At 56.7% G+C, this 25,617-nt stretch carries 22 protein-coding genes and 1 pseudogene; 11 read left to right on the top strand and 12 right to left on the bottom strand.

Annotation, left to right across the window (positions count from 1 at the left end):
* Positions 1-20 precede the first annotated feature (20 nt).
* The 3 genes from VGC62_RS13270 to VGC62_RS13260 form a co-directional block, all read right to left on the bottom strand.
* Positions 21-1,406: an aminotransferase class I/II-fold pyridoxal phosphate-dependent enzyme gene (locus tag VGC62_RS13270; RefSeq protein ID WP_331187542.1), complete on the bottom strand. Its 1,386-nt coding sequence runs from the start codon at positions 1,404-1,406 to the stop codon at positions 21-23.
* A gap of 445 nt (positions 1,407-1,851) precedes the next feature.
* Entirely contained in the window at positions 1,852-3,357 is a 1,506-nt protein-coding gene (locus VGC62_RS13265) for a hypothetical protein (protein WP_331187541.1), read from the bottom strand.
* Between the two features lie 682 nt (positions 3,358-4,039).
* Positions 4,040-5,062, bottom strand: coding sequence for a zinc-dependent alcohol dehydrogenase family protein (locus tag VGC62_RS13260; RefSeq protein ID WP_331187540.1), 1,023 nt, complete (start codon positions 5,060-5,062; stop codon positions 4,040-4,042).
* Positions 5,063-5,556: 494 nt separating this feature from the next.
* Here VGC62_RS13260 and VGC62_RS13255 point away from each other — a divergent pair, with 494 nt between their 5' ends.
* On the top strand, positions 5,557-6,471 hold the full coding sequence (locus tag VGC62_RS13255; RefSeq protein ID WP_331187539.1) for a LysR family transcriptional regulator: 915 nt from the start codon (positions 5,557-5,559) through the stop codon (positions 6,469-6,471).
* Between the two features lie 280 nt (positions 6,472-6,751).
* Positions 6,752-7,330 (top strand): annotated as a pseudogene (locus VGC62_RS13250) (tyrosine-type recombinase/integrase); the annotation flags it as partial.
* Between the two features lie 137 nt (positions 7,331-7,467).
* On the opposite strand, the gene VGC62_RS13245 reads toward VGC62_RS13250, so the two are convergent.
* The 4 genes from VGC62_RS13245 to hpaA form a co-directional block, all read right to left on the bottom strand.
* Entirely contained in the window at positions 7,468-7,692 is a 225-nt protein-coding gene (locus tag VGC62_RS13245) for an OprD family outer membrane porin (protein WP_331187537.1), read from the bottom strand.
* Between the two features lie 745 nt (positions 7,693-8,437).
* Positions 8,438-9,643, bottom strand: coding sequence for a Bcr/CflA family multidrug efflux MFS transporter (locus tag VGC62_RS13240; protein ID WP_331187536.1), 1,206 nt, complete (start codon positions 9,641-9,643; stop codon positions 8,438-8,440).
* Positions 9,644-9,736: 93 nt separating this feature from the next.
* Positions 9,737-10,159, bottom strand: coding sequence for a homoprotocatechuate degradation operon regulator HpaR (gene hpaR / locus VGC62_RS13235; protein ID WP_331187535.1), 423 nt, complete (start codon positions 10,157-10,159; stop codon positions 9,737-9,739).
* 182 nt (positions 10,160-10,341) lie between these two features.
* Entirely contained in the window at positions 10,342-11,247 is a 906-nt protein-coding gene (gene hpaA / locus VGC62_RS13230; RefSeq protein ID WP_331187534.1) for a 4-hydroxyphenylacetate catabolism regulatory protein HpaA, read from the bottom strand.
* 181 nt (positions 11,248-11,428) lie between these two features.
* Between hpaA and VGC62_RS13225 the strand changes: the two genes are divergently transcribed.
* The 9 genes from VGC62_RS13225 to VGC62_RS13185 all read left to right on the top strand — a co-directional run bounded on the left by VGC62_RS13225 (position 11,429) and on the right by VGC62_RS13185 (position 20,206).
* Positions 11,429-12,088 carry a fumarylacetoacetate hydrolase family protein gene (locus VGC62_RS13225; protein ID WP_331187533.1) on the top strand — a complete coding sequence of 220 codons (660 nt, stop codon included), beginning with the start codon at positions 11,429-11,431 and terminating at the stop codon, positions 12,086-12,088.
* 11 nt (positions 12,089-12,099) lie between these two features.
* Positions 12,100-12,870: a fumarylacetoacetate hydrolase family protein gene (locus VGC62_RS13220; protein WP_331187532.1), complete on the top strand. Its 771-nt coding sequence runs from the start codon at positions 12,100-12,102 to the stop codon at positions 12,868-12,870.
* 5 nt (positions 12,871-12,875) lie between these two features.
* On the top strand, positions 12,876-14,336 hold the full coding sequence (hpaE, locus tag VGC62_RS13215; protein ID WP_331187531.1) for a 5-carboxymethyl-2-hydroxymuconate semialdehyde dehydrogenase: 1,461 nt from the start codon (positions 12,876-12,878) through the stop codon (positions 14,334-14,336).
* A gap of 106 nt (positions 14,337-14,442) precedes the next feature.
* Positions 14,443-15,300 carry a 3,4-dihydroxyphenylacetate 2,3-dioxygenase gene (gene hpaD / locus VGC62_RS13210; protein WP_331187530.1) on the top strand — a complete coding sequence of 286 codons (858 nt, stop codon included), beginning with the start codon at positions 14,443-14,445 and terminating at the stop codon, positions 15,298-15,300.
* 48 nt (positions 15,301-15,348) lie between these two features.
* Positions 15,349-15,741 carry a 5-carboxymethyl-2-hydroxymuconate isomerase gene (locus VGC62_RS13205; protein ID WP_331187529.1) on the top strand — a complete coding sequence of 131 codons (393 nt, stop codon included), beginning with the start codon at positions 15,349-15,351 and terminating at the stop codon, positions 15,739-15,741.
* A 51-nt stretch (positions 15,742-15,792) separates the two neighbouring features.
* The gene (locus VGC62_RS13200) at positions 15,793-17,097 is read left to right on the top strand and encodes an MFS transporter (protein ID WP_331187528.1); all 1,305 of its coding nucleotides are present in this window, start codon (positions 15,793-15,795) and stop codon (positions 17,095-17,097) included.
* Between the two features lie 12 nt (positions 17,098-17,109).
* Complete coding sequence (gene hpaH, locus VGC62_RS13195) at positions 17,110-17,913, top strand: 2-oxo-hept-4-ene-1,7-dioate hydratase (RefSeq protein WP_331187527.1); 804 nt, start codon at positions 17,110-17,112, stop codon at positions 17,911-17,913.
* Between the two features lie 15 nt (positions 17,914-17,928).
* Positions 17,929-18,729: a 4-hydroxy-2-oxoheptanedioate aldolase gene (gene hpaI, locus VGC62_RS13190; RefSeq protein WP_331187526.1), complete on the top strand. Its 801-nt coding sequence runs from the start codon at positions 17,929-17,931 to the stop codon at positions 18,727-18,729.
* A gap of 16 nt (positions 18,730-18,745) precedes the next feature.
* Positions 18,746-20,206 (top strand): NAD-dependent succinate-semialdehyde dehydrogenase, encoded by a 1,461-nt coding sequence (locus VGC62_RS13185; protein ID WP_331187525.1) that lies wholly within the window; start codon positions 18,746-18,748, stop codon positions 20,204-20,206.
* Between the two features lie 64 nt (positions 20,207-20,270).
* Here VGC62_RS13185 and hpaR (VGC62_RS13180) read toward each other — a convergent pair whose 3' ends face one another.
* From hpaR (VGC62_RS13180) to VGC62_RS13160, 5 genes are all read right to left on the bottom strand, one after another.
* Positions 20,271-20,693: a homoprotocatechuate degradation operon regulator HpaR gene (gene hpaR / locus VGC62_RS13180; RefSeq protein WP_331187548.1), complete on the bottom strand. Its 423-nt coding sequence runs from the start codon at positions 20,691-20,693 to the stop codon at positions 20,271-20,273.
* Between the two features lie 188 nt (positions 20,694-20,881).
* Positions 20,882-21,823, bottom strand: coding sequence for a p-hydroxyphenylacetate 3-hydroxylase reductase component (locus VGC62_RS13175; protein WP_331187524.1), 942 nt, complete (start codon positions 21,821-21,823; stop codon positions 20,882-20,884).
* A gap of 73 nt (positions 21,824-21,896) precedes the next feature.
* A complete protein-coding gene (locus VGC62_RS13170) occupies positions 21,897-23,066 on the bottom strand; it encodes a p-hydroxyphenylacetate 3-hydroxylase oxygenase component (protein ID WP_331187523.1) in 1,170 nt (389 codons plus the stop codon).
* A gap of 393 nt (positions 23,067-23,459) precedes the next feature.
* Positions 23,460-24,962: an aldehyde dehydrogenase family protein gene (locus VGC62_RS13165; protein WP_331187522.1), complete on the bottom strand. Its 1,503-nt coding sequence runs from the start codon at positions 24,960-24,962 to the stop codon at positions 23,460-23,462.
* Positions 24,963-25,172: 210 nt separating this feature from the next.
* Positions 25,173-25,617, bottom strand: a 445-nt coding sequence (locus VGC62_RS13160) for an MMPL family transporter (protein ID WP_331187521.1), incomplete at its 5' end; no start/stop codon positions are given.

The raw sequence follows: 25,617 nt of genomic DNA, 5'->3' as shown, positions 1-25,617 counted from the left end.
TCAGTGGCCCGCCGACGCGCTCACGACAGACGCTCATGAACCAAGGCGTTTTTGATGATGACGAGCACCGAGTCGATGTTCTGAGTCCAGTCCGCCGTGCCGCTGATGCGCAGCCACTGCTTGTGCAGGCCCCGCACGCTGAACAACTCACCTGGCGCCACGACGATGCGTTGTTCCAACAATCGCCCGAACACCCGCGCCATGTCCACCCGATGCACACTCTCCAACCAGATCGTCGCACCGCCCCGTGGCTTCTCGAAACGCACGTCATCGGCCAGAAAGCGATCGACCATGTCCCCCAGTGTTTGCATCCGACGCCTGAGCGCCTCGCGCAACACCACCAAGTGGCTATCGAGTTGCCCGCCACTGCACAGCCGGGCGATGGCCTTCTGGCGAATCAACGGCAGACGGAACGAGCGCAGCAGAAATTGCTGATGCCACATGTCCCGTGAGTGCCGGCTGAGTAAATAACCGAACGGTGCCTCGAGCCCGATCAGCCGGTCGAAAGTGCCAATGATCAAAAGCCGCTGCGGGTCGATCAGGTCACGCAGGCGCCCAGGGCATGGCTCATAACACAGTTCGCTGTGACTGTCGTTTTCCAGCACCCACAGCGCTTGTCGATTGAGTAGGTCGGCCACTGCCTGTTGTTGTGCAGGCGACTGCATCTGCCCGCGTATTGGATCCAGCTGCGAAGAGAAGATCGCCAACTGGATATCTTCACGCTGCAACACGCTCTGTAGCTCATTGAGATCGAAGCTTCCCTCAGGCTGGATGGCGATCTCGATCACTCGGATGTCAAACGACTGCAGGGTCCGTAAAATGCTCCAGTCGCAGGGCGATTCCACTAACACGGCACTGCCGGCCAGTTGCAGGCCCTGGAGGACAGCTTTAAGGATACCGGTCTTGTCTGGACCGACGAACACGTTATCGCAGTGCCAGCAATGCTCGGTCGAAGAGGTATAGCGCGCGGCGAGCGCGGCACGCAGTTCAATGTCGCCGAAAGGTTGAAAGCGTGGGTCCGGCTGGCACGGATACTGGCGCATCAGCTCGCGTTCCAGGTTCAAAAGCGGACTGTCAAGGGACTGCAATAAGGTCGGTTCATCGGCACCGAAGACGAACATATCGGGACGCCTGACGCTGGCGTGGTAGCGCCCCAGCAGGTCTTCACCTTCACAGGGAATGTCCTGGCGCAGGCTGGGTAGCGCGTAATAGCCAGACTTGGGCACCGAGCAGACAATTTGGAGTAAAACGGCGTTCTGTACCGTCGAAATCGAGACCCGCAGGCGTTGCGCCAATGTGCGTAGCGAAGGCAGGCGGATGGCCGGTCCGCTCTGAATCTCGTTGATCAGGCGCAACAGGTAGCGATACACCAATTGGGAGGCAAAATCAGTCTTGTTGTTATTCATGCGGGTTCACCCGTTCACGCGCAAGGCGCAGAGTCTATGGGAAGACGTCAGTGACGACGCGAGTTTGGAAATACCTAGGGACTGTTGCCGTTTGGTGGTGAGCTGCGTGGCTGAGTCAACTCCCTCCAGGCAAGGTGCGGAGCGCCGAGAATGGTTGTTCCCTTTCCAAGCCCTGCAACTCAGCCTGGCGAGAGTTGACACGCAACCCGAAGGGATGGTGGCGCGCTTGGCGCAGGGCGGCGTTGCTCGCACTTTATTGAACAACCCAACCGCATTTGCTCGCACTTTATTGAACAACCCAACTGCGTTTATTCGCAGTTTATTGGGAACAACCAAACTGTGCTGCTCGTGCCTTGCCCTGCACCAAGCGGGCTACCGTCGCGGCCACAACCAAACGGCAACAGCCCCTAGGTCGCAAGTCGTTCAAGGGGGCGTCGATACAGGGTCAGCGACCGGAAATCACTTCGCTGATGGTGTGGCCGGTCTCGGGATCTACAGTCATGATCTGACGCTTGTCCGGATCACTGGCCCGCACCCGAGCAATGATTGATCGTTCATCGTTGAAATCGACCCGCGGTTTGCCGTAGAGGTTTTGCAGACCCTTTATGCTCAGCCCGCTGATATCTATCAGCCATTGAACGACCTGCTCCGGCGCAGCTTGCCCCGACAGCGCCTTATGTAAATCGGCGAGTGCGACGAGCATGCCGGGGTGACAGCGGCGCAGGAACGAATCAAGCTCGGCACCACCGTCGACAAAGGGGGCAAACAGCAGGCACACCAGTTGCGCCTCGTTCATACCAAACGCTTCCTGCGCGTAGCTGGTCGCCAGCGCTCGGCGCTCCTCCAGCTTTTGCGCGTCATCGTAGGCCGCCAGCGCTTGATCGACCAAACGCTGGGGCATCTGTTTGCGGCGCATCAATGTCTTGGCCAGTTGCAGATATTCAGCGATGCCCTCTGAGTATTCACGCCCCTGAACGAACTCGGCCTTGAGGCCGCGCATGTGGGCCATTAGCATCGGATTGGCGCAATCGGATTCACTGAAGCTGAAGGACAGATCATCAAAGCGAAAACCGAGAAAGCCGGTCAATAATGCCCAATGCTCTTCTGCCCGGCAGCCGATGAGGTCCGCCACCGACAGAAACTTCGGCACAATGGCCTTATTGGGATAGCCCAAAGGCCGCGCCATGAGGTCTGCTGGTTGTGAGTCCTCCCCATGCAGCTCACGATAATAGGCACGGCCGACGTTTTCGATGGTTTCCAACGCGGTGTTGAAATTCTGCTTTCTCCAATCGACAACCGGCTGCCCGGTGCGTTGCGCCAGACGCATGATCCAGGTTGCATAGTGCTTCTGCTCTTTAAGCGAATCACCGCTGAGCACGACGTCTACGCCCTTCCCCCAGCACGCAGCGCGCCCGAGAAACTCAGCCATGCCCAGATAACAACTGTTGCAGAAGGTGGTGCGACCGTCGCCTGCGGTTAGATGACCGCTGAGCAGCATGTCCGACCGATTCTGCTCACGGCCAGCAGTCGAGAATGGCAGATCACGTTCGAAGCGCTGGACGTATTGATGATCGACCACCAGCAACTCAACGCGCGGGTCGTCATGCAGAAACAGCGCCGAGTAACAGCGGTGAATGTTGTCCATCACCGCTGATGTCATCCCGGCGTGGCGCATGGTGGCAATTCTCAGACTGAATGAAGTCGGGGATCGACCGGCAATGCTCAACTGAGCCGCCCTAAGGAACGCGATGGTATAGGCGCTGTCCTTGCCCCCGCTAAACGCCACCAGTACGGTATAGCGGCCGATCTGCTCGATTCCACCCGCCGCAACGATCAACCGTTGAATCAATAACTGCAATGCTGTGCGCTCAGCGCGATCGAAATAGCCGAGCAGACGTTGCAAGACTTGTTGATAGACGTAATTCATTGCCTGTTCATGGATGGAACTCATAGCTTCATACCTGGGTTGCAAATATCAGCAATGCCTTCAATTCACCAAACTGCTCGTGACAATCTTAAGCAATTGAAAGGCACCTTAGAATCCGCTCGATGGCGGCGACGCTTGGGGTGTTATGGATAAGCCACTATGGCATTTCAAACGAGTGGTTGGGCGGGACCTTGCTGCGTTTGAGCGGTATCAATACTGTGCGCAGAGGCAGAGGCGCAAAGTCGCACACATGCTGTGCAATGGCGTCTGGAGACACTTCTGGTTGACCGAAACCGAACACATCATGGGGAGGGGTCACGACAGGCGAGGACAAGTCAGGACAAGACTGCGGTACGAGCATGACTCATTCCTTGAGTATTAATCACCGAACTATTATCGGTATCTGCAAAACAATTACAAGGTACAGATAACCGACATAACACCGCTCAGCTTTCGCAATGCACACCTAGGGAATAAACACCGCCTGTTTTACAACCAGGACAACCATGCACCTTAATTCGATAATGTTTAATAATATTTAAACACATAAACAAAAAGCCTTCCTGGAACTACGGGAAGGCTTCGAGGGACATGGCCTATGGGTGGAGCGATTGCGTCGATAAACACTGACGCTGGCGCCTCAATATCGATGCCCGAGGCCACAGGCACCGAAGTACTGACGATCAATAAGCGCGGTGAACTGCGCTCAGGCAGGCTCGACTTCGAGCACTGCACGGCCGCCGACAGGACAACCATCCATATAACGGTGCGCTTCAACGACGTTTTCAAAAGGGAATACCCGCGTGATTTGCGGTACAAGCACCCGATCTGCCGTCATCTGATTAATATCGCGCAAAGCACGTTTCAACGCCTCTTCATCCTGGGTAATACCCAATTCTGGCTTACCTGTGAAGTTACCTACGCAGTGAACGAAAAACTGAATGTTCTTCTGGAACGCCGCACACGCTGGGAACGGCGTTTGATTACCCCCTTGCAGGCCATACAGAACCAGGCTGCCACGCGGTGCCAGCACGTCACCCAGAATGGACATTTGCGGGCCACCCAAGCCGTCGAACACCACATCCACACCACGGTTGTCAGTGTATTTATTGATAGCCATCAACAGGTCCTGGTCTTCAGTGACCACGACTTTGTCGGCCCCCAACGACAACAGATAATCACGCGCGCTTTCAGTCTTGGTTGCAGCGATGATTTTCACGCCCAGAGCCTTACCCAATTGCAGAAAAGCAGGGCCGGCGCAGTGGCTGGCATCAGTCACCAGGGCAGTCTGCCCAGGCTTGACACGGGCCAGGTCGACGTATGCGAAATAAGCCACCAATAAAGGTGTGTAATGAACGCTCGCTTGCACAGGCGACAAAATATCTGGGTAACGGACCAAGGCAGTGCGAGGAAGCACGATCAACTCGCCGTATACCGGGTACGTGTTGGGATCGGCAGCTGGAAAGCTGGCAACTTTATCACCAACACTCAAATCGTGTACGCCATCACCGACAGCAGTGACCACACCGGCCATTTCAGAACCCAGTCCAGCGGGAAGACGTGCTTGAGAGGACGCCAGGTTCTGGCGCCACAGGACGTCGTACCAGGAAATACCGATCGCCTGAACGCGCACCTGCACGTCGCCGGGCGCTGGCATCACGGCTGGGTGCTCTTCTACCTTGAGCACCTCGGCCGGGCCAAACTGATGAAAACGGATCGTGCGGGACATTTCGAACCTCGCCTTATGGACCTTGAGGCCATGAACTCTATCCGGGCTCTCCCGGTAACACTATCAGTGACTATTAATAGTCGACATGTCTGCCATCGATTCTGTTGCTGGCATGTAGGCGACCATTAGATCACTATCGAATGCTCACGTATGGGTGGTCATTGTTCGCATCTGTTGGGCACTTTGCAAGCCGAAGCCAATTTTTTAGACCCCCGCATCATGCGATGCATCCGAAACGGCCATCCTGCCTGCTGTCCATATTCAGGCAATATCCAGGGCTGCTATGTCCTCGTTGGGCTCAAGATCACGACCAGGGTTTGTTTGCTGCTGTAGACCGCAGTTTATGCAAAATACCTTTGCATACCCTCATATGATTTTATCGATGCAGCAATCCGGTGTTTACTCGTACTATTGATACCTGAGCTCAGGTACCAGCGCCGATACAATGGCGCGCATGGACCACCACATCGACCAACGGCCCGAGGCCCATCGTAATGAATCGTAACGACCTTCGTCGCGTCGACCTCAACCTGCTGATCGTCTTTGAAACGCTTATGCATGAACGTAGCGTGACTCGCGCGGCGGAAAAGCTGTTCCTCGGCCAGCCAGCTATCAGCGCGGCACTCTCGCGTTTGCGGGGGCTGTTCGATGATCCGTTGTTCGTACGTACCGGGCGCAGCATGGAGCCAACGGCTCGGGCGATTGAGATATTCGGTCTACTCTCCCCCGCTCTCGATTCCATTTCCACCGCAGTCAGTCGCGCGGCCGACTTTGATCCGGCCACCAGTACTGCGGTGTTTCGCATCGGTTTGTCCGATGATGCCGAATTCGCTTTGTTGCCAGCGTTGCTCAAACGCCTGCGCGCTGAAGCACCGGGGATCGTGCTGGTGGTGCGCCGGGCCAATTACATACTGATGCCTGCGCTGCTGTCATCCGGCGAAATCTCCATCGGCGTCAGCTACACCGATGACTTGCCGGCTAACGCCAAGCGCAAAGTCCTGCGCAAGAGCAAACCCAGGCTGCTGCGTGCCGACAGCGTGCCAGGAGCAATGACCCTGGACGATTTCTGCGAGCGTCCGCATGCGCTGGTGTCGTTTGCTGGTGACCTGGGCGGTTTTATCGATGAGTACCTGGAAAAGCTCGGCCGCAAGCGGCACGTGGTGCTCGCAGTGCCGCAGTTCAACGGCTTGGCGACCCTGCTGGCTGGCACCGACATCATCGCCACGGTGCCGGATTACGCCGCAGCTGTACTCACCGCTGCCGGCGGTGTGCGGTCTGAAGAGTTGCCGATCGAGTCCCGCGCCTTCGAACTGCACATGGCTTGGCGTGGATCACAAGATAACGATCCGGGTGAGCGCTGGCTGCGCTCGCGGATCCAGATGTTTTTTGGGGATCCGGATAGCCTGTAACAGAGTTCCATCGAGTTCCGAAAAAACATTTAATAACATGATGTTATATACATAATCAGTCCACGATCACCCGTCCAACTCCACTAGATTCCAGGGCTCACGGGGCATAATTGGTGGCAAATTTCGATTTTAAAAAACGGTGCCCCCACCGATGCCCCCAGGTAATGCCCCTGTTTTCAGAAGAAAACTCAGCGATGCTCTCATCCGCTCGCGGACCGAACCCGGCAAGTATTCCGACGGCGAAGTCCCTGGTCTCTACTTGGAAGTGAGGGCATCGAGCAAGTTTCTGCTGCGACTGGATGACTGCAGCTACGGCAGTGTTGCCGCCGCAATGCGCCTGCTGGTCATGTTGCCGGTCCGCCCTGGCGAACTGGTGCAGATGCGGTGCGAAGACGTCGACCTGGTGAGCGCCGATTGGCGTTATGTGGTCAGCAAGACCAAGCACCTGGACAAGAGCAAGCACGTCGTGCCGTTGCCCGAGCAAGCCCTGGTCCTGTTGCGCGAGCTACGTAAAACCCGCGTGGTGGATGAAGAAGGAAAAGACTGGGTGTTCGTCTCGCCGGTCTATCCGGGTCGCCCCATCAACCCGACCTCCATGCTCAAGTCCTTTCAGCGTATCTGGCCGGAGTACGACATCACTGCCCACGGCTTTCGCGCCACCTATCGAACCATTGCCCATGAGCACTTGGGCATTGATCCAATCGTGCTAGAGCTGTCGTTGTCACACCGCATGCCAGGCGCGCTGGGTGCTGTGTATGCGCGCGCGCAACTGCTAATGCAACGGCGGGAAGCGGCTCAACAGTGGGCTGACTATTTAGACCAGTTGCGGCAAAACGCTGCGCGCGTGACCGGAGATTGACGATACAGGGAAAAAAATCACGAGATTGGAGTGGGAAACGAGAATCGTATCAGGCGTCCTACCCGTTAATGATGCCCTCGGCTTCCTCCTGGCGCCGGGCTATCCGCGCCTCCAGAAAATCGCTCACTACAGCTCCCTTAAAACTGTGCGAGGGTGTACGTCACGTACAGCCGGTTTTCATCTAAGTCGCGCTGTGTCGCCACAGTGCTGCGCAGCATCGCGTTGCGCCATTGCACCCCAAAGCCGGAGAACGTCGGCCCCTGGAACGCATAGGTCAGCACCAGGTCGCGCTCCCACTCATGCTGACTGCCTTGATCCGACTTGATGTCGTCGCCACGCTGATAGATCACCTGTGAACTCAACCCCGGGCCCCCACCCTGGCAAAGTTAAACGCGCGCTGCGCGACCCAGGTGTTTTCGCCGGCACGCTGGAAGCGTGCGCTGGTCTGGCGGTCGGTGATCAGGTAGTCGCCGAGCCATCGCCCTGGTTGAGAAACGGGAAGTCACTGGAACTATTGAGGTGCTGGTACCCCGGCTGACCGCATGCCCTGCCAGGCGGTAGGTGAACAGTCCCGCCATCACCCGGTTATCCACTTCGCCGTTGTTGTGATAGCCGGTGCTGCCGTTGTGGCCATCGGAGGAGCTGTCGAAAAACCGCAGGTCACTTTTGAAACTGCCCACCAGCAACGCCAGGTTATGCACCAGGCCGGCAATATTGTTGTTTACCTCTCTGTTTCAAGCACGCATCCACTGCGTCCCTCCCATAGCACCACATAAACAAACGACGCCTTTGCATAAAATCCAGGTTCTTCACTCGATGCCTTCAGTCTCCACTACAGCGTCTCTGACGTGAGACAAAGTCGCTAGCAATAGTTTCAGCGGCCCACATTATCAAAGCAGAAGATTAGTTTCCGCATGACTCTGCTCGCCATACCAGTTCTGCCAAGCAACTTTTTCGCCCCTGAAAGTCTCATGACAAACATTACGAGGTCGAATCAAGTGAAAACCCTCCTTCTCTCGGATAAACACATAACGTGTCAGCGTTCTCGACGATCATCTTACGCATCAGAAGTGTCGTACCCTCACCCGTGCAAGCACAGATAGAACCTTATACAGTTTCAAGACCGTTGGTAACGCCAGCATGCCGTCGAATCCAAACGTAGCATGTCAGGCTGCCTAGGCCCGCCGCTGCAATGGTGAGGCACATCGGCAACGGTGTGCCATCAGCCAACGAGCTGACCAAAGCGCTGAACCCCGCCCCCATCGCGAACTGCCCTGCCACTGCCAAGCCCGCAGCTGCGCCTGCCTGCTTCGGATAGAGCGCCAACAGACTAGCGACGCAGTTGGCACCCAGCAAACCGGTTACGCTGACATAGAGGATCACACATACAACAATCCCCGTCAGCCCAGCCAAACCAGCCAAACCTAGTATTCCCAATCCACATCCCGCCATACCCGCCACTACGGCTCCGATCCGGAGCATCCGTAATGGACCCATATGAGTAACCGATCGTGCATTGATCAAAGTCATCACAATGACGCCGACAATGTTCAGTCCAAAGAGCCAGCCATAGGCATGGGGGGAAACACCGAAATACTCAACATAGACAAAGGGGGATGCGGTGATGAATGCGAACATGCCACCGAACGAAAGTCCCATGCACAATACATAACCGAGAGCCAACGGTTCCCGTGCTATCTGCCAGTAAGCAGCGAACGCGCCTGCGATTGATCGACCTCGTTTTTCAGCCAGATGCGTCTCATCAATGCGCCACAAACTGGCAGTCAGACAAAGTGCGGCGAACACTAAAAGTCCTGCAAATATGGTCCTCCAACCCTCGATAAGCATCAGAAAACTGCCGACCAATGGCGCAATCAGGGTCGCGATCATCGTTACCAGATGCATGAGTGAAAGTGTTCGTGCTGCTTCATTGAGCGGAAACAAATCTCGAACGATTGTCCTCGCTAACACAGATGCGGCTGCACCACCCAAGGCCTGAAAAAACCGCCAGCAGATCAGTTGCTCGACGCTGCCTGACAACATGCACCCTACCGTAGCAATCAGGTAGAGCACCATCCCGCCAAGCAGCAGAGGCCTGCGCCCATAGCGGTCTGACAGCGGACCGTAGATCAACATGCCCACACACAAACCGGCGAGAAAGATACCAATGGTCATCTGCACGCTGGCTTCGGTCGCCCCCAGATCATGCGCAATCAATGGCAGACTGGGTAAGTACGTATCGATGGATAAGGGAGCGAAGGCAACAAGAGCCGCGAGTAATACGATCAGGCGTTCAGGATGTGAAATGGACATTGGTTCTTCACGGGGAGGTTTTAGGGCCACATAAAGATAACATGTTAACTTTATTTTTTAACCCCATTTACTCACCGTGTGATCTGCCAGAGATCAAGGCTTGATATTTTTCAGCTCGTTGAGCAAGGCCAGCAACTGCTCCATTTTCTCGGCGCCAAACTGCTCCTCGATTTTCTGGTAGTTACTTTCCATGCCTGCACTCATGGAGACGAAGCACTGTTGGCCGCGCTCGGTGAGGCCAACGAAAACCCGTCGTTGATCCTGGCTGGACTTCTGTCGACGCACCAGACCGTCGCGCTCCAGGCGTGTCAACACGCCGGTCATGCTCGGCTTCAGGATGCAGGCCAACTGGGCGAGTTGATGACTTTCGAGCTCACCCTGCTGGCGCAGTATCCGGATGACCCGCCACTGTTGTTCGGTCAGTTCATGCTTGTTCAGTGCCGGGCGGAAGAAAGCCATTGCGGCTTCGCGGGCTTGCAGCAGGGTCAGTGTCAGCGAAGGTCTGGGGTTGGCCATGAAGGCACCACTTGAATGGGCGAGTCGGCAGCTTAGTGTCGCCAGCCTGCGGCTGCAAGCGGCGTTGCCGCTGTGAAAAGTGCAATCGGTTCCGCGTAAAAGCCATTCTGTCGTACCGCTGCGATGCTCAAGATGATCCGTACACGATCAACCAGACCAGAGCGCGACGACCCATGCCTGGCTCAATGCAATCCCGATTGACGCTGGCGGTACTCCCCCGGAGTGAGCTGGGCGTAGCGCTGGAAAAAACGACTGAAATAGGCTGGGTCCTTGAACCCGAGCTGGTAGCAGATTTCGTTGGCAGAGCTGCCCGTAAACAACAGCAGGCGCTTGGCCTCTTGCATCAGGCGCTCCAGGACCAAACGCTTGGAAGGCAGGTCGGCAATGCGTCGGCACACATCATTGAGCCGTGCCTCCGTCACCCCGATGCCTCGGGCATAACACGACAACGGCCAGTGCTGCTGGTAATGCGCTTCGATCAGTTCATTGAAGCGGTGGAAGATTTTCAGATCTTCGTGGCGCGCAGGCGTCGCTTTCAACGAGTTGGAGCACAGCCGCAACAAGCTGATCATGATCAATCGCGTCAAACTGTCCAGGGCAGCGCTACGCCCGGAACGCTCAGCCACCACCTCTTCGCTCAGTTCCTCGAACAGATAATCCAGTCGACGGACATCGCCCGCATATTCCGGCCCCAGATGGGCCAGCGCGACACACGCCGCCGGCAGTTGCGCGCCAGCCTGCGCCAGGCTGGGGTCTGCATCGATCAGTTGCCACACCAGTTGCTGACGCACCGTCAACACGTGCCCGTCGCTGTCAGCCTCGGTCACAAAGGAGTGTGGGATGGTCGGCGGTGTCAGGAAGAACATCGGCCCGGATTCAACGTATTGCTGGTCGTCCAGATACACCCGTACCGTGCCGCTTTTCACGTAGTGAACCTGGAAAAACCGGTCATGCCGGTGAACCGGCATGTTGCGACCGAAGAAGCCTGCCAAGTTGCCGAGCTTGTCGTAATGGACTTCAGCGTCGCTGTAGCGCTGGTCGTATACCTGGCCAATGTTGATGTTGGGGATCGGTTGACGGTTGGTCATCGCACGCTACTCATTTTTATTTTGATTCCAGCATTGCTGTCACTTTCATCCTGCACCGAATTCGGTAGGACAACCACCACGCGAACAGTCTGTCACGCTTGACGATAGTTAACATATTAATTATAACCGTTAATACATTAACAAAATTACAGAGCCCTCATGGCTCTGCCAGGAGAAAAGCATGAGCCGTGCCTTGCATGACGTCGCGACAGGCACCCTTTTCGGTGTCGCGCTGAACTATCAGGGACTGCTGAAGCAGCACCTCGCTGAATTCGAACAGCCGCCTTATCAGAAGCCGCCAATCAAACCTGTGCTTTTTATCAAGACGCCCAACACGCGCAATCAACACGGCGCCGAGGTTGTACATCCAGGCAAGGGTGAACGTTTGCAACCAGGGCCGGCATTGGGTGTTGTGATTGGCAAAACAGTCAGCCGAGCCAGCCCCGCCGAGGCACTCGATTACGTGGCCGGTTACACCATCGTCAATGAATTCAGCCTGCCGGAAGACAGTTACTACCGCCCCGCCGTCAAAGCGAAATGTCGTGATGGTTTCTGTGCCATCGGGCCAGAACTGATCCCGACTGCACAACTCGCCGATCCGCACAGCCTGGCCATTACGCTGTACGTCAATGGCGACATTCGCCAGCAAAACAACACCGCCAATTTCGTTCGCGACATTCCCCGGCTCATTGCAGAAATCAGCGAATTCATGACGCTGCATGCTGGCGATGTACTGATCACCGGCACCCCAGAGGGTCGCGTCGACGTGCTACCAGGAGATCGCGTCGACGTTGAAATCAGCGGCCTGGGCCGACTCGTCAATCACATCGTGGCCCAGTAACAGGAGTTCCCATGAAACACGCCCGTATCCACTTTGAAGGCGAAACCCACGCCGTCACCGTTGAAGATAACAACGCCGTCCGTTTGGCTGATGGCCGCCTGCTGGCCGAAGATCAGGTGCAGTGGCTGCCACCGGCCACCGGCAGCATGTTTGCCCTGGGCTTGAACTACGCCGATCACGCCGCAGAACTCGCGTTCAAACCGCCTACCGAGCCGCTGGTGTTCATCAAATCACCTGGCACCTATACCGGCCACAAGCAGGTGACCTGGCGCCCGGACAACGTTGTGTACATGCACTACGAGTGCGAGCTGGTCGCGGTCATCGGTAAAGAAGCACGCAACGTCAAGCGTGAGAACGCGCTGGATTATCTGGCGGGTTACACCGTCTGCAACGACTACGCGATCCGTGATTTTCTTGAGAACTACTACCGCCCCAACCTGCGGGTAAAAAACCGCGATGCCACCACCCCTGTGGGCCCGTTCATTGTCGATACCGCCGACGTGCCGGACCCGGCCAACCTGAAACTGCGCACCTGGATCAATGGTGAACTGCGCCAGGAAGGCAGCACCAAGGACATGATTTTCAACATTCCTTACTTGATCGAATACCTATCCAGCTTCATGACCTTGCAGCCCGGCGACATGATCGCCACCGGCACGCCTGAGGGCCTTGCCGACGTGGTGCCAGGTGATGAAGTCATTGTGGAAGTGGAAGGCGTAGGTCGCCTGGTTAATCGAATTGTCAGCGAAGCGGAGTTCTTCTCCGCCCGGAAAGAGGCTTGAGCACCATGATCAAACATTGGATTAACGGCCGTGAGGTCCAAAGCAAAGATGTGTTCGTCAACTACAACCCGGCTACCGGTGAGGCCATTGGCGAAGTCGCCAGCGGTGGTGCCGAAGAAGTCGCTCAGGCTGTGGCAGCGGCCAAGGAAGCCTTCCCTAAGTGGGCCAATACACCGGCGAAGGAGCGTGCTCGATTGATGCGCAAGCTCGGCGAGTTGATCGAACACAATGTGCCGCACCTGGCCGAACTGGAAACCCTCGACACGGGCTTGCCGATTCACCAGACCAAAAATGTACTGATTCCACGTGCTTCACATAACTTCGACTTTTTTGCCGAAGTCTGCACGCGCATGGACGGTCACTCCTATCCCGTCGACGACCAGATGCTCAACTACACCCTCTACCAGCCAGTGGGGGTCTGCGCCCTGGTGTCGCCATGGAACGTGCCGTTCATGACCGCCACCTGGAAAGCCGCGCCGTGCCTGGCGCTGGGCAACACCGCCGTATTGAAGATGTCCGAACTCTCACCGTTGACGGCCAACGAGCTGGGCCGTCTGGCGGTCGAAGCCGGCATTCCCAACGGCGTGCTCAACGTCATTCAGGGCTACGGCGCCACCGCCGGTGACGCGTTGGTCCGGCACCCGGACGTGCGGGCAATTTCCTTCACCGGCGGTACCGCCACCGGCAAGAAAATCATGCAGACCGCCGGATTGAAAAAGTACTCAATGGAACTGGGCGGCAAGTCGCCAGTGCTGATTTTCGAGGACGCGAATCTTGAGCGCGCCCTTGACGCGGCGCTGTTCACCATCTTCTCGCTCAACGGTGAGCGCTGTACCGCCGGTAGCCGCATTTTCATTCAGGAAAGCGTGTATCCGCAGTTCGTTGCCGAGTTTGCTGCGCGAGCCAAACGCCTGATTGTTGGCGATCCGCAAGACCCTAAAACCCAGGTCGGATCGATGATCACGCAGGCCCATTACGACAAAGTCACCGGCTACATCAAGATCGGTATCGAAGAGGGCGCTACCCTCGTCGCCGGTGGCCTGGAACGTCCGGCCAACTTGCCTGCGCACCTGAGTAAAGGCCAGTTTATTCAGCCGACGGTGTTCGCCGATGTGAACAACAATATGCGTATTGCCCAGGAAGAGATCTTCGGCCCTGTGGTGTGCCTCATTCCATTCAAGGACGAGGCCCAGGCATTGCAACTGGCCAACGATACCGAGTACGGGCTGGCTTCCTATATCTGGACTCAGGACATCGGTAAGGCGCATCGCCTGGCCTATGGCATCGAAGCCGGCATGGTGTTCATCAACAGCCAGAACGTACGCGATCTGCGTCAGCCGTTCGGCGGTGTGAAAGGTTCCGGCACGGGCCGCGAGGGCGGCCAGTACAGCTTCGAGGTGTTCGCCGAGATCAAGAACGTGTGCATCTCGATGGGCAGCCATCACATTCCACGCTGGGGGCTGTAACCACGACATCGATTGTTGAAGCCTGAGATGGGTCGCGCATCGCGCCTGTCGCGGGTTTCACTAACCGCGGATTGAAACGCATAACAACAATTTCAGGAGAATCATCATGGGCGAAGTCGTCCTGGCTGCGAAAATCTGCCACGTTCCCTCGATGTATTTGTCGGAGCTTCCCGGCAAACACCATGGCTGCCGTGAAGCGGCGATTGCCGGTCACAAGGAGATCGGCCGTCGCGCGCGCGAACTCGGCGCCGATACCGCCGTAGTGTTCGACGTGCACTGGCTGGTCAACAGCGCCTATCACGTCAACGGCGGCGAACACTTCAAAGGCATCTACACCAGCAACGAGCTGCCGCACTTCATCAAGAACATGGAATACGAGTACCCAGGCTGCCCCGAGCTGGGCGAGCTGATCGCCGCCGAAGCCAACGCCGCCGACGTGCGCACCCTGGCTCACAACATCCCGAGCCTGGAGCTGGAATACGGCACCCTGGTGCCGATGCGCTACATGCACATGGGCGTACCAGAGGAGCAGAAATTCAAAGTGGTGTCGGTCGCCGCCTGGTGTGCCTGGCACCGCCTGCAAGACAGCTTCACCTTTGGTGCTGCGGTACGCCGGGCCATCGAGAAGAGCGATCGTAAAGTGCTGGTGCTGGCCTCCGGCTCGTTGTCGCATCGCTTTTCCGATAACCGCGATGCCGAGGCCAACATCCACAACTGGACCCGCGAGTTCGACAAGCAAGTGGACCTGCATGTGGTGGAGATGTGGCGTCAGGGCCGCTTCAAAGAGTTCTGCGCGATGCTGCCCGATTACGCAGAACACTGTTTCGGCGAAGGCAAGATGCACGACACCGCGATGCTCCTCGGTTTGCTGGGCGGGCCTGACTACAACAAGCAGGTCGAGATTATCACCGAGCCGTTCGGCAGTTCCGGCACCGGCCAGCTCAACGCCATCTTCCCTCTCTAAACGCCACGCCGCACGACTTACGGGCTGTGCGGCGTCAAGGAGCACTCCATGCCCCATTTCATTGCTGAGTACACCGACAACATCGAACAGCAAGCCGACCTGCCTGGCCTGTTCAAAAAAGTCCACGAAACGCTGGGCGACAGCGGCGTATTTCCCCTGGGTGGCATCCGTAGCCGCGGCGTGCGCCTGGACACCTGGCGCATGGCCGACGGCAAGCACGACTACGCCTTCGTCCACATGACATTGAAGGTCGGCCATGGCCGCGATCTGGCAACCCGTCAAAAAGTCGCCGAAAAACTCTTCGGCGTTATTACCCGGCACTTCGCCGACCTTCAGGCCCAGCGCCTGCTGGCTTTGTCGTTCGAGATGATCGAATTGCACGAGCAACTCAACTTCAAGGAAAACAACGTTCACGCCTTTCTCAAGGCTCAGGTGCGCTAAAGCAGCGTGCCCGTTTGTTCCATCGGCCTCTCAGACAAAAAGTATAAAACCATGAGCACAGCCAATACTGCCGAAACAATCAATGCCGTCGCCCGCAACCGTACCCACAGCCTCATCACTTGGCGGCTAATGCCGCTGCTGTTGGTCTGCTACCTCTTCGCGCACCTGGACCGCATCAACATCGGCTTCGCCAAGATGCAGATGAGTGCTGACCTGAACTTCAGCGACACCGTTTATGGCTTTGGTGCTGGTCTGTTCTTCATCGCCTATGCGCTGTTTGGCGTACCGAGCAACATGGCCCTTGACCGCGTTGGCCCGCGTCGCTGGATTGCCACGCTGATGGTGGTGTGGGGAGTGTTGTCGACGTGCATGTTTTTGATCGACAGCGCTATGGGGTTCTATGCGCTGCGCTTTTTGCTCGGTGTGGCCGAGGCTGGTTTCTTCCCGGGCATTCTGGTGTTTCTGAACCGGTGGTATCCGGCCCATCGTCGAGCGCAAGTCACCGCACTATTTGCAATCGCCGTACCGATGGCCGGTGTCATCGGTGGTCCTCTCTCGGGCGGTATCCTCGAACACTTGCATGATTTTGGCGGCGTGCGTGGCTGGCAATGGATGTTCGTCATTGAAGGCGCGCCCGTCATCCTGCTCGGGCTCGTTGTGCTCAAGTGCTTGCCAGACAGCTTCGAGACGGTCAAGTGGTTGGCGCCGGAGCAGAAGCAACAACTGCGCGAACAATTGAACAAAGAAGAACACCGAAAATCGATCACGTCGTTTTCCGCCATCTTCAAGAATCCGCAAGTATGGCTGCTGGTCGCGGTGTATTTCGCAGTGATGCTGGCCGTCAACACTCTCGCATTCTGGATGCCGACACTGATCCACGGCGCCGGGATCGGCAGCGACGGCAAAGTCGGCCTGCTCAGTGCGGTGCCTTACCTGGCAGGTTGTTTCTTCATGATCGGCTGTGGGCGTTCGTCTGACCGCCATCGTGAACGACGCTGGCACCTGTGCGTGCCGTTGCTGATGTCTGCTACAGGCATCGCCAGCGCCGGGCTCTCACCCACCAACCCCACCTTAGTTCTGAGTGGGCTGATTGTCGCCGGCATGGGCGCCAGTGCCGCTTTGCCGATGTTCTGGCAGCTGCCTCCCGCGTTCCTTTCCAACCGTACTCAAGCCGCTGGCATTGCCCTGATCAGCTCCTTCGGCAGCATCGCATCATTTTTTGCGCCCTACCTGATCGGCTGGATGCGCGACACCTCCCATAGCGCCAGCCTTGCTCTTTATGTGCTGGCACTGCTCATCGCTCTCGGTGGTTTTTTGGTACTCCGAACCAAGGCCTCCATCGTCAACCCCCAGTAAGAGATCATCGTCATGCTTGATCAACATCTTATTCTGCAAGCCGCCGCCAGCCTCGACCACGCCGAGCGCTCACGCAAGCAAGTACGTCAGTTTTCCCTGGATTATCCAGAGATCACCATTGAAGACGCCTATGCCATTCAACGCGCCTGGGTGGCGCAAAAAATCAAGGACGGGCGCAAGTTGGTCGGGCATAAAATCGGCCTGACCTCACGGGCCATGCAGGTGTCTTCCAACATCACCGAGCCCGATTACGGCTCGCTCCTCGATGACATGTTCTTCGACGAAGGCACCGACATTGCGTTCGAGCGCTTTATCGTGCCGCGGGTTGAAGTCGAGCTGGCGTTCATTCTGGGCAAGCCACTAAAAGGGCCGAACGTGACGGTTTTTGATGTGCTGGACGCCACCGAATGGGTGATCCCGGCGCTGGAAATCATTGATGCGCGCATCCAGCAGGTCGACCCGCACACCAAAGCGACCCGCAAGGTGTTCGACACCATCTCAGACAATGCCGCCAATGCCGGTGTGGTCATGGGAGGCCGCGCCGTGCGCCCTACAGAAATCGACTTGCGCAAGGTGCCCGCCGTGCTCTACCGCAACGGCGTGATCGAGGAGTCGGGGGTTTCCGCAGCAGTGCTCAACCACCCGGCGAAGGGCGTGGCCTGGCTCGCAAATAAACTGGCGGCTTATGACGTCACCCTGCAACCGGGACAAATCATCCTGGGCGGCTCCTTCACGCGCCCTGTTGCGGCCAACCCCGGCGATACCTTCCATGTCGATTACGACATGCTGGGGTCCATTGCCTGTCGTTTCGTTTGACCGGAGGTCTATACGATGGATATGCCTATCAACACCTTCAAGCTGAGCCTGCAACGTGGTGAAGCCCAGATCGGCCTGTGGCTCGGTTTGGCAGATGCCTATTGCGCCGAACTGGCCGCCAACGCCGGCTTTGATTGGCTGCTGATCGACGGCGAACATGCGCCCAACGATCTGCGCGGGATGCTCGGCCAGCTTCAAGCCATAGCGCCCTACCCTAGCCATCCGGTGATTCGCCCAGTCATCGGCGACACCGCACTGATCAAGCAAGTGCTCGATATCGGTGTGCAGACGTTATTGGTGCCGATGGTGGAAAGCGCAGAACAGGCGCGGGAACTGGTTCGTGCGATTCACTACCCGCCGCGCGGTGTTCGTGGTGTCGGCAGCGCGCTGGCACGCGCATCGCGCTGGAACAGCATTCCCGGTTACCTCGACAAAGCCGATGAACAGATGTGCCTGTTGGTGCAGATCGAAAGTCGCGAAGGCCTGGCCAACCTGGATGCGATTGCCTCTGTAGAAGGTGTCGACGGAGTCTTTATCGGTCCGGCGGATTTGAGTGCCTCGATGGGCTACCGCGGCAACCCGGGCCATCCCCAAGTCCAGGCGGCGATCGAAGACGCCATCGCCCGCATCCAGAAAGCCGGCAAAGCGGCTGGCATTCTCAGCGCCGATCAGAAGCTGGCCAAGCGATACATCGAGCTGGGCGCCACGTTCGTTGCGGTCGGCGTCGACACCACCGTGCTGATGCGCGGCCTGCAAACCCTCGCTGCCACATTCAAAGATGCTCCGGCGCCCACCAGCTCCGGCAGTGTGTACTGATTTTTCGAGAAGCCCAATGAAACTTAACGATTTGAAACTGCTGCGTGAACAGGCTTACATCAATGGCCAATGGATCGACGCCGATGATGGCAATCGTTTCGCGGTGAGCAATCCGGCGAATGGCCAGACCATCGCCCAAGTCAGCGCCCTCGGCCAGGCCGAAACTGCCCGAGCCATCGCCGCTGCCCATGCAGCTTTGCCCGCCTGGCGCGGCAAAACCGCCAAGGAACGTAGCAACATCTTGCGCAAATGGTTTGACTTGATCATGGCCAACCAAGAGGACCTCGCTCATTTGCTCAGCTTGGAGCAAGGCAAGCCATTGGCCGAAAGCCGAGGCGAAATTGCCTATGGCGCCAGTTTCATCGAATGGTTCGCCGAAGAAGCCAAACGCATCTACGGTGATGTGATCCCGCATGACAAGCAGGGCCGCCGCCTGGTAGTCATCAAACAAGCCATTGGTGTCGTGGCCGCCATCACGCCGTGGAATTTCCCCAACGCAATGATTACTCGCAAAGTCGGCCCGGCATTGGCCGCTGGTTGCACAGTCGTTGTAAAGCCCGCGTCGGAAACTCCGCTGTCCGCATTGGCCTTGGCTGAACTGGGTGAACGCGCGGGTATTCCCGCCGGCGTTCTGAATATCGTCACCGGCAACCGTGCCCGTGAAATCGGCGCCGAGTTGACCGGCAATCCAAATGTTCAGAAGGTTTCGTTCACAGGCTCGACCGGTATCGGCAAAACCTTGATGGCGCAATGCGCCGAAACCATCAAGAAAGTCAGCCTTGAGCTGGGCGGCAATGCCCCTTTTATCGTGTTCGAAGATGCTGACCTGGATGCAGCGGTCGAAGGCGCCATGGGTTCGAAGTTCCGCAATAGCGGGCAAACCTGCGTCTGCACTAATCGAATCCTGGTACAGAACAGTGTCTATGATGAGTTCACGCGACGACTGGTGGCTGCGGTCAACCGACTGAAGGTTGGCGCCGCTGACGTGGATCAGGTGCAACAAGGGCCGCTGATCAATGCCAAGGCGGTGGCCAAGATCGAAGAACATATTAGCGATGCATTGGGCAAAGGCGCCACCTTGCTGGCCGGCGGAAAAACCCACGCGCTGGGTGGAAACTTCTTTCAGCCTACCGTTCTGGGGGACATGACTTCATCAATGCTGGTCGCCCGCGACGAAACCTTCGGCCCATTGGCGCCGGTGTTCCGGTTCGAAACTGAGGCCCAAGCAATTGCCATGGCCAACGACACCGAGTTCGGCCTGGCATCTTACCTCTACACCCGCGACCTGGGGCGTGCATGGCGCGTCAGCGAGGCGCTGGAGTACGGAATGGTCGGTGTGAATGAAGGATTAATCTCGACCGAAGTGGCGCCGTTTGGCGGTATCAAACAATCGGGGCTGGGCCGCGAAGGTTCAAAGTACGGCATTGATGATTACATCGAGCAAAAGTACATGTGCCTGGGGATTGGCCAAGCCTGAAACGCCAACAATAACAAACCACCCCCGGCGCAACGCTGGGGATTGGTCAGGCAGTCACTCGTGACTAACGCTTGAGCATTTTCAACTCGTCAAGCAACGTCAGCAATGTCTGCAACTTCTCCTCGCCAAATTCTGACTGTAAGCGCTGATAGTTGGCTTCCATACTCTGACTCATCGAGCTAAAACAGGCGTCCCCCTTCTCGGCAAGACGCACCAGTACACGTCGTTGGTCCTGTTCCGCCTTGCGACGTCCGACCATGCCAGCAGCCTCCATGCGCACCAACACGCCCGTCATGCTCGGTTTGAGGATGCATGCCAGCTCAGCCAAGCGATTGATCTCAAGCTCATCATGCTGACTAAGGATACGAATAACCCGCCACTGTTGCTCGGTCAAACCGTGTTGGTTCAGAGAGGGACGGAAAAACCCCATGGCCGCTTCGCGTGCCTGGAGTAATGTCAGAGTCAAGGATTGACGCGGCTTGGGCAAAGGCATGGGAATACTGTCGAGATCCTATTTAGTTAACACATTAACTAAAAGTCTATCATTGTCGCCTGCGCAATGCTTGCACCCTCAATGCCCTTGAACTCTAAGCATCTGGAAATTGGACTGGGTCGACTTACGAAAAAGAAAACGGCACCCTGGGCGCCGTTCAAGTCATCTGTTCAATCTCCGCCTCAGGCCCCTTGAATTACGACCTTGAGCACGTTTTTGAAGTGCTCGATCTGTTCATCGCTGAACTGACCAAAAACCTTATCCTGTTGCTCCTTGGCAATCGTCCACAGACCTTCTGTTTCATCTATGCCTTTGACGGTAAGGCGCACTCGATCACCCTCATCGTTGACCAGTCCCTTGCGCTTGAGATTGGCTACCGCTTCTTCAATCTCTCGAACCGGCATCGCCACTTCCCGCTGCAAATCGGTCATGTTCAGACCCGCGTCGTTTTCCAGCACCATCAACATACGCGCCTCACTGGTACGTAGCCCGGTGGACAGTTGGCGTGGCTGATAGCTCGCCTGATAGGCGCGCAATGCCTGGGTCATCAGGTAATAAAGATTATGGCTCAGTCGACCCTGGAAGTGACTGCTGGGTAACTGCCCCTCTTCACGCCCGGTCATTCGGGTGTGTGGCAACACCATCGAATAGGCGCCCTGATGATAGAGCAAGGGTGAGCGTCCGAAATCGTCAAATGCCACCACTTTGCCGATCATGATCCAGTGATCACCCCCGTCGACTTGCTGAAACTTTTCACAGTGGAAACGCGCCGAGCAGTCGACAAAAACCGGTGAACCACCTTCACCTGCCTCGAATTCGATTTCGGCGAAGCGATCTTCCTTGGACCTGGCAAAGTTATTCGACAAATCAATCTGGTCGGCCGCCAGCACGTTAACCGCAAAATGGCTGGCTTCTTCGAACACTTCATGACTGCTGGAGCGCTTGTCGATGCTCCACAAAATCAGCGGTGGGTCCAACGATACCGAGTTAAAGCTGTTGGCCGTAACGCCCACCTTGCGCCCGTCTTCAGTGGCCGCGGTGACCACGGTTACGCCAGTTGCAAAATTGCCAAGGGCTCGGCGAAACGCGCGGGTGTCGAAGGCGGTATCAGAAACAATAGACATGCAAGACTCCTAGGCCATCGTATCGGAGGGCCTCGATTGTTGTTATGTGAACCAGACTCAGTGAGCGGGTAGATCAAATCATGGTTGGATCAGGCTCCAGCCCCATAAGCTCACGGCCCAGGATTTGCGCGCAAACGTCATAGTCGGTGTAGGCGTGAGCGCCGGTCAGATGCGCGTCACGGAACAGGCGCTGCAGTTCATTGGTCTCAAACCAGGCACCGCCACCGGCAGCCTCCATCAGACGATCAACTGCCTGAATACACATCTTGGTCGCGTAGCCTTGATTGGTGCGCCAGAACGCCAGGGTTTCCCGACTTGGATATTCATGTCGCTCGCCGTGATCGGCATGCTCCTGCCAGGTTTTTTCGAGGAACGCGCGAGCAGCGGCCACCTGATGAGTCGACTCTGCCAGACGCATCAAGGCAGGTGTCGCAGCACCGACCGCAGCACCGGTATAGGCCCGTACTCGGGTCTTGGTTTTCTCGCGAAAGACATCGAGCATCCGCTCCGCAATACCCAAACTTACTGTGGCGAATCCGCTGGCAAAATAAGGGCGATACGGCGAGTAAAAAATCTTACTGTAAGGGTACAGACCAAACCCACCGGACTTGCCCTCCATCATGTCCCTGGCTTTCTGGATGTGATGTTCCGGTACGAATACGTTATCAATGATCAAGGTTTTACTGCCACTGCCGCGCATGCCGACGGCGTACCAGTCATCACGAATTTCGTAATCACTGCGCGGCAAGACCGCAAAGCAATAGTCCTGAGTACCTTCAGCGTTTTTGCGTCGAAAACCAACGATTGCCCATTCGGCATGATCGCAACCGCTACTCCATCCCATCTCCCCGCTGAACATCACACCGCCGTCGACTTCTTCAGTGCGACCGAAGGGCGCGATGCTGCTGCTGGCGGTAGCATCAGGATCATCGCCCCATATTTCCTGCTGTGTCTTGGCAGGGAACATTGCAAGCTGGTGACTGTGAGTACAAAGCAAACTCATTGCCCAAGCTGTGCTGGCGCAGGACCCCGCCAGAAGCGCTATGCAATCCGCGAACTGCGGCAAGGAGATCTCCATACCACCGAACTTTTTCGGCTGAAAAGCTCGATGCATACCAATACTTTTGAGCAGGGCGATGTTCTCGGCAGGTACTGTTCGATCCTTCTCCGCCTGGAAAGCGTTAGCCGCAATGGCAGGCAGGATGGATTTCAGATCTTCGAGAAGCGGGTTTGGCTTTTTCATGGACTGACTCTTTATTATTGGTGTCTGCTGATCCCGTCTCACCTGCACTTCTTTGCTACTTCTGGTGCTGGAAATGACGGTAATCAATCATTTGTACCGGGTCAGTATGCGTAAGCAGAACGTCATGAAAAATGCACGTTCCAAGCAGAAGATTGCACTTTTCATAATGAGAAAATTCGCACGGTTTGAAACCCGGCGCAGATCGCGATGGCTGACCGGAATCTGCAATCTGGCGAGGTCTTAATCAGTGCGATGGCAAGGGAGATATTGACTGGGCACCCGATACACACGGCAGCAAAACGGGTAAAAGCCGCATAGATTTGCGGAGTCGATGGTGGGGCTTGCACGCTCCACCGATAACACAACGCTAAAAAAGCTTGCACCCAGCCAGCCTCAATAGGCGATGCACACCGATTTGATCTCAGTAAAGGCCTCAACGGCACCGCGACCAAAATCGCGGCCTATGCCCGATTGTTTATAGCCCCCGAACGGCAGGCTCGGATCAAGTGGTACGTGGGTGTTGACCCATACGGTTCCTGCCTCGATACGAGGAATCAGGCCCATTACCGCCTTCATGTCATTGCTCCACACGCTTGCCGCCAGCCCATACACGCTGTCGTTGACCATCGCTAGTGCTTGCTCCAGGTCGTCATAGGCCAGTACCGATAGCACCGGACCAAAGATTTCCTGTCGGGCTGCGTCCATGCTCTGCTCGACATTAGCCAGCACTGTTGGGCGAATGTAGAAACCTGGTTGGTCAGGCGCATCCCCACCGGTGAGAACCTTCGCGCCTTGTTCTTTAGCACGCCTCAGGTGCCCGAGAACACTCTGCTGCTGGCGTTGCGAGACCACGGGATTGATTTGCGCCGCAGGGTTCATTCCAGCGCCGATTTGCAAATCAGCCACGGCGGCGGCCAGTGTTTGGGCAAATTCATCACTGCGGTTTTTCGGCACATAGAAGCGCGATGCCGCTGCGCATACTTGGCCCGAATTCAGCAGCCCAGCCATCAGCGCTCCACTCACCACGTGTTCCATATCAGCATCGGGCAGAATCAGCATCGGATTCTTGCCACCCAGTTCCAGTGAGAAACGGGTCATGTTGCGCATGGCGCTGACGCCGATCTGTTTACCTACCTCGGTGGAGCCGGTGAAGGACACTTTGCTAACCAATGGGTGCTCGACCAGTGCAGGCCCCACCAGCGACCCACGTCCCAGCACGACATTGAAAACACCGGGTGGAATCCCCGCCTCCACGGCAAGTTCGGCCAATCTCAAGGCGCTAAGCGGCGTTTCATCCGCTGGTTTGATGATGACCGTGCAGCCGGCGGCGAGAGCTGGCACGATCTTCCACAGCGCTATCATCAGCGGAAAATTCCACGGCACGATACCCACCACCACACCTACCGGCTCACGCCGGGTATAAGCGTTGTAATGGCTGCCGGGAGGGGCAGGAATAGATATATCGAGAGTCTGGCCTTCGATCTTGGTAGCCCATCCCGCCATGTAACGGATGAACTCCACCGATGCACCGACTTCGACTGCCCGGGAAATATTGATGGACTTGCCCTGTTCCAGGGTTACCAACTGGGCAAGTTCTTCCAGATGCGCTTGAAACACATCTGCAAAGCGCAGCAGAATCCGCTCTCTATCGGCAGGACGAAGACCGCTCCAGACCTTGGAGCGAAATGCCCGATCGGATGACTCGACGGCTTGCCCGACTTGTTCAAGATTGGCCCGCAGGATCTCTGTCAGCGGCTGGCCATCAGCGGGGTTGAGTACCTCAACGACCTCGCCGGGATGCTGCTCGATACTCTGACCGTCAATGAAACTGCTGTGACGGCGACGCAGAAACTCGCTGACCTGAGGTAAAGGTTGAACAATGGCAGAGGTGGTCATTGCGCAAAACTCCGAATGGATTCTTATGAGTATCAGCCGCATCAGGCTGGCGACTGGGTAATCGCCCGATCATAAAGAATCCTCTGGACAGCGCCTTGCTTGAGGCTGCCAAAATTCTTGACTGTTACTGCCGTCAGCCAGCACAGCGCATTACATAAAAAAACCCCAGCGTAAACCGGGGTAAAGAGGAGCTAAGTGCTGAGGAGCCGTTTAAGTCTGCGCAATGGCCTGAACCTTGGGCGCAGAACTTGGACGCAAGAGAAAGTGCCCCAGGGCTGGCAACAGAATCAAGGCACCCAGCATGTTCCAGATGAACATGAAGGCCAGCAAGATCCCCATGTCCGCCTGGAACTTTATCGGCGAAAACGCCCAAGTGGCTACAGCGATTCCAAGGGTGATACCCGTGAGAACCACGACCTTACCGGTGAATAGCAAAGCCTTGTAGTAAGCCTGGGACAAGCTCATACCTTCACGCATACGCGCCTGGGTGACAGTCATTACATAGAGTGCGTAGTCGACACCGATCCCTACACCCAAGGCAATGACTGGAAGTGTGGCGACCTTGACACCGATGTTCAGCCAGACCATGAGCGCCTCGCAAAGCACCGAAGTCAACATCAGCGGCAGTACCGCACACACCACCGCTCGCCAGGAT

The organism is Pseudomonas sp. (assembly GCF_036404235.1).
Lineage (GTDB): Bacteria > Pseudomonadota > Gammaproteobacteria > Pseudomonadales > Pseudomonadaceae > Aquipseudomonas.
Note: the sequence above shows the minus strand (reverse complement) of the source record. Positions and strands in the feature narration are given on the sequence as shown.

Bases quoted from the DNA above. Each gene is read 5' to 3' on its own strand.
- hpaA (WP_331187534.1), bottom strand. From the start codon at position 11,247: ATGACCAACCGTCAACCGATCCCCAACATCAACATTGGCCAGGTATAC.
- VGC62_RS13170 (WP_331187523.1), bottom strand. From the start codon at position 23,066: ATGAAAAAGCCAAACCCGCTTCTCGAAGATCTGAAATCCATCCTGCCT.
- VGC62_RS13200 (WP_331187528.1), top strand. From the start codon at position 15,793: ATGAGCACAGCCAATACTGCCGAAACAATCAATGCCGTCGCCCGCAAC.
- VGC62_RS13255 (WP_331187539.1), top strand. From the start codon at position 5,557: ATGAATCGTAACGACCTTCGTCGCGTCGACCTCAACCTGCTGATCGTC.
- VGC62_RS13185 (WP_331187525.1), top strand. From the start codon at position 18,746: ATGAAACTTAACGATTTGAAACTGCTGCGTGAACAGGCTTACATCAAT.
- hpaI (WP_331187526.1), top strand. From the start codon at position 17,929: ATGGATATGCCTATCAACACCTTCAAGCTGAGCCTGCAACGTGGTGAA.
- VGC62_RS13205 (WP_331187529.1), top strand. From the start codon at position 15,349: ATGCCCCATTTCATTGCTGAGTACACCGACAACATCGAACAGCAAGCC.
- VGC62_RS13165 (WP_331187522.1), bottom strand. From the start codon at position 24,962: ATGACCACCTCTGCCATTGTTCAACCTTTACCTCAGGTCAGCGAGTTT.
- VGC62_RS13265 (WP_331187541.1), bottom strand. From the start codon at position 3,357: ATGAGTTCCATCCATGAACAGGCAATGAATTACGTCTATCAACAAGTC.
- VGC62_RS13175 (WP_331187524.1), bottom strand. From the start codon at position 21,823: ATGTCTATTGTTTCTGATACCGCCTTCGACACCCGCGCGTTTCGCCGA.
- hpaE (WP_331187531.1), top strand. From the start codon at position 12,876: ATGATCAAACATTGGATTAACGGCCGTGAGGTCCAAAGCAAAGATGTG.
- hpaH (WP_331187527.1), top strand. From the start codon at position 17,110: ATGCTTGATCAACATCTTATTCTGCAAGCCGCCGCCAGCCTCGACCAC.
- VGC62_RS13240 (WP_331187536.1), bottom strand. From the start codon at position 9,643: ATGTCCATTTCACATCCTGAACGCCTGATCGTATTACTCGCGGCTCTT.
- VGC62_RS13270 (WP_331187542.1), bottom strand. From the start codon at position 1,406: ATGAATAACAACAAGACTGATTTTGCCTCCCAATTGGTGTATCGCTAC.
- VGC62_RS13260 (WP_331187540.1), bottom strand. From the start codon at position 5,062: ATGTCCCGCACGATCCGTTTTCATCAGTTTGGCCCGGCCGAGGTGCTC.
- hpaR (WP_331187535.1), bottom strand. From the start codon at position 10,159: ATGGCCAACCCCAGACCTTCGCTGACACTGACCCTGCTGCAAGCCCGC.
- hpaD (WP_331187530.1), top strand. From the start codon at position 14,443: ATGGGCGAAGTCGTCCTGGCTGCGAAAATCTGCCACGTTCCCTCGATG.
- VGC62_RS13225 (WP_331187533.1), top strand. From the start codon at position 11,429: ATGAGCCGTGCCTTGCATGACGTCGCGACAGGCACCCTTTTCGGTGTC.
- VGC62_RS13220 (WP_331187532.1), top strand. From the start codon at position 12,100: ATGAAACACGCCCGTATCCACTTTGAAGGCGAAACCCACGCCGTCACC.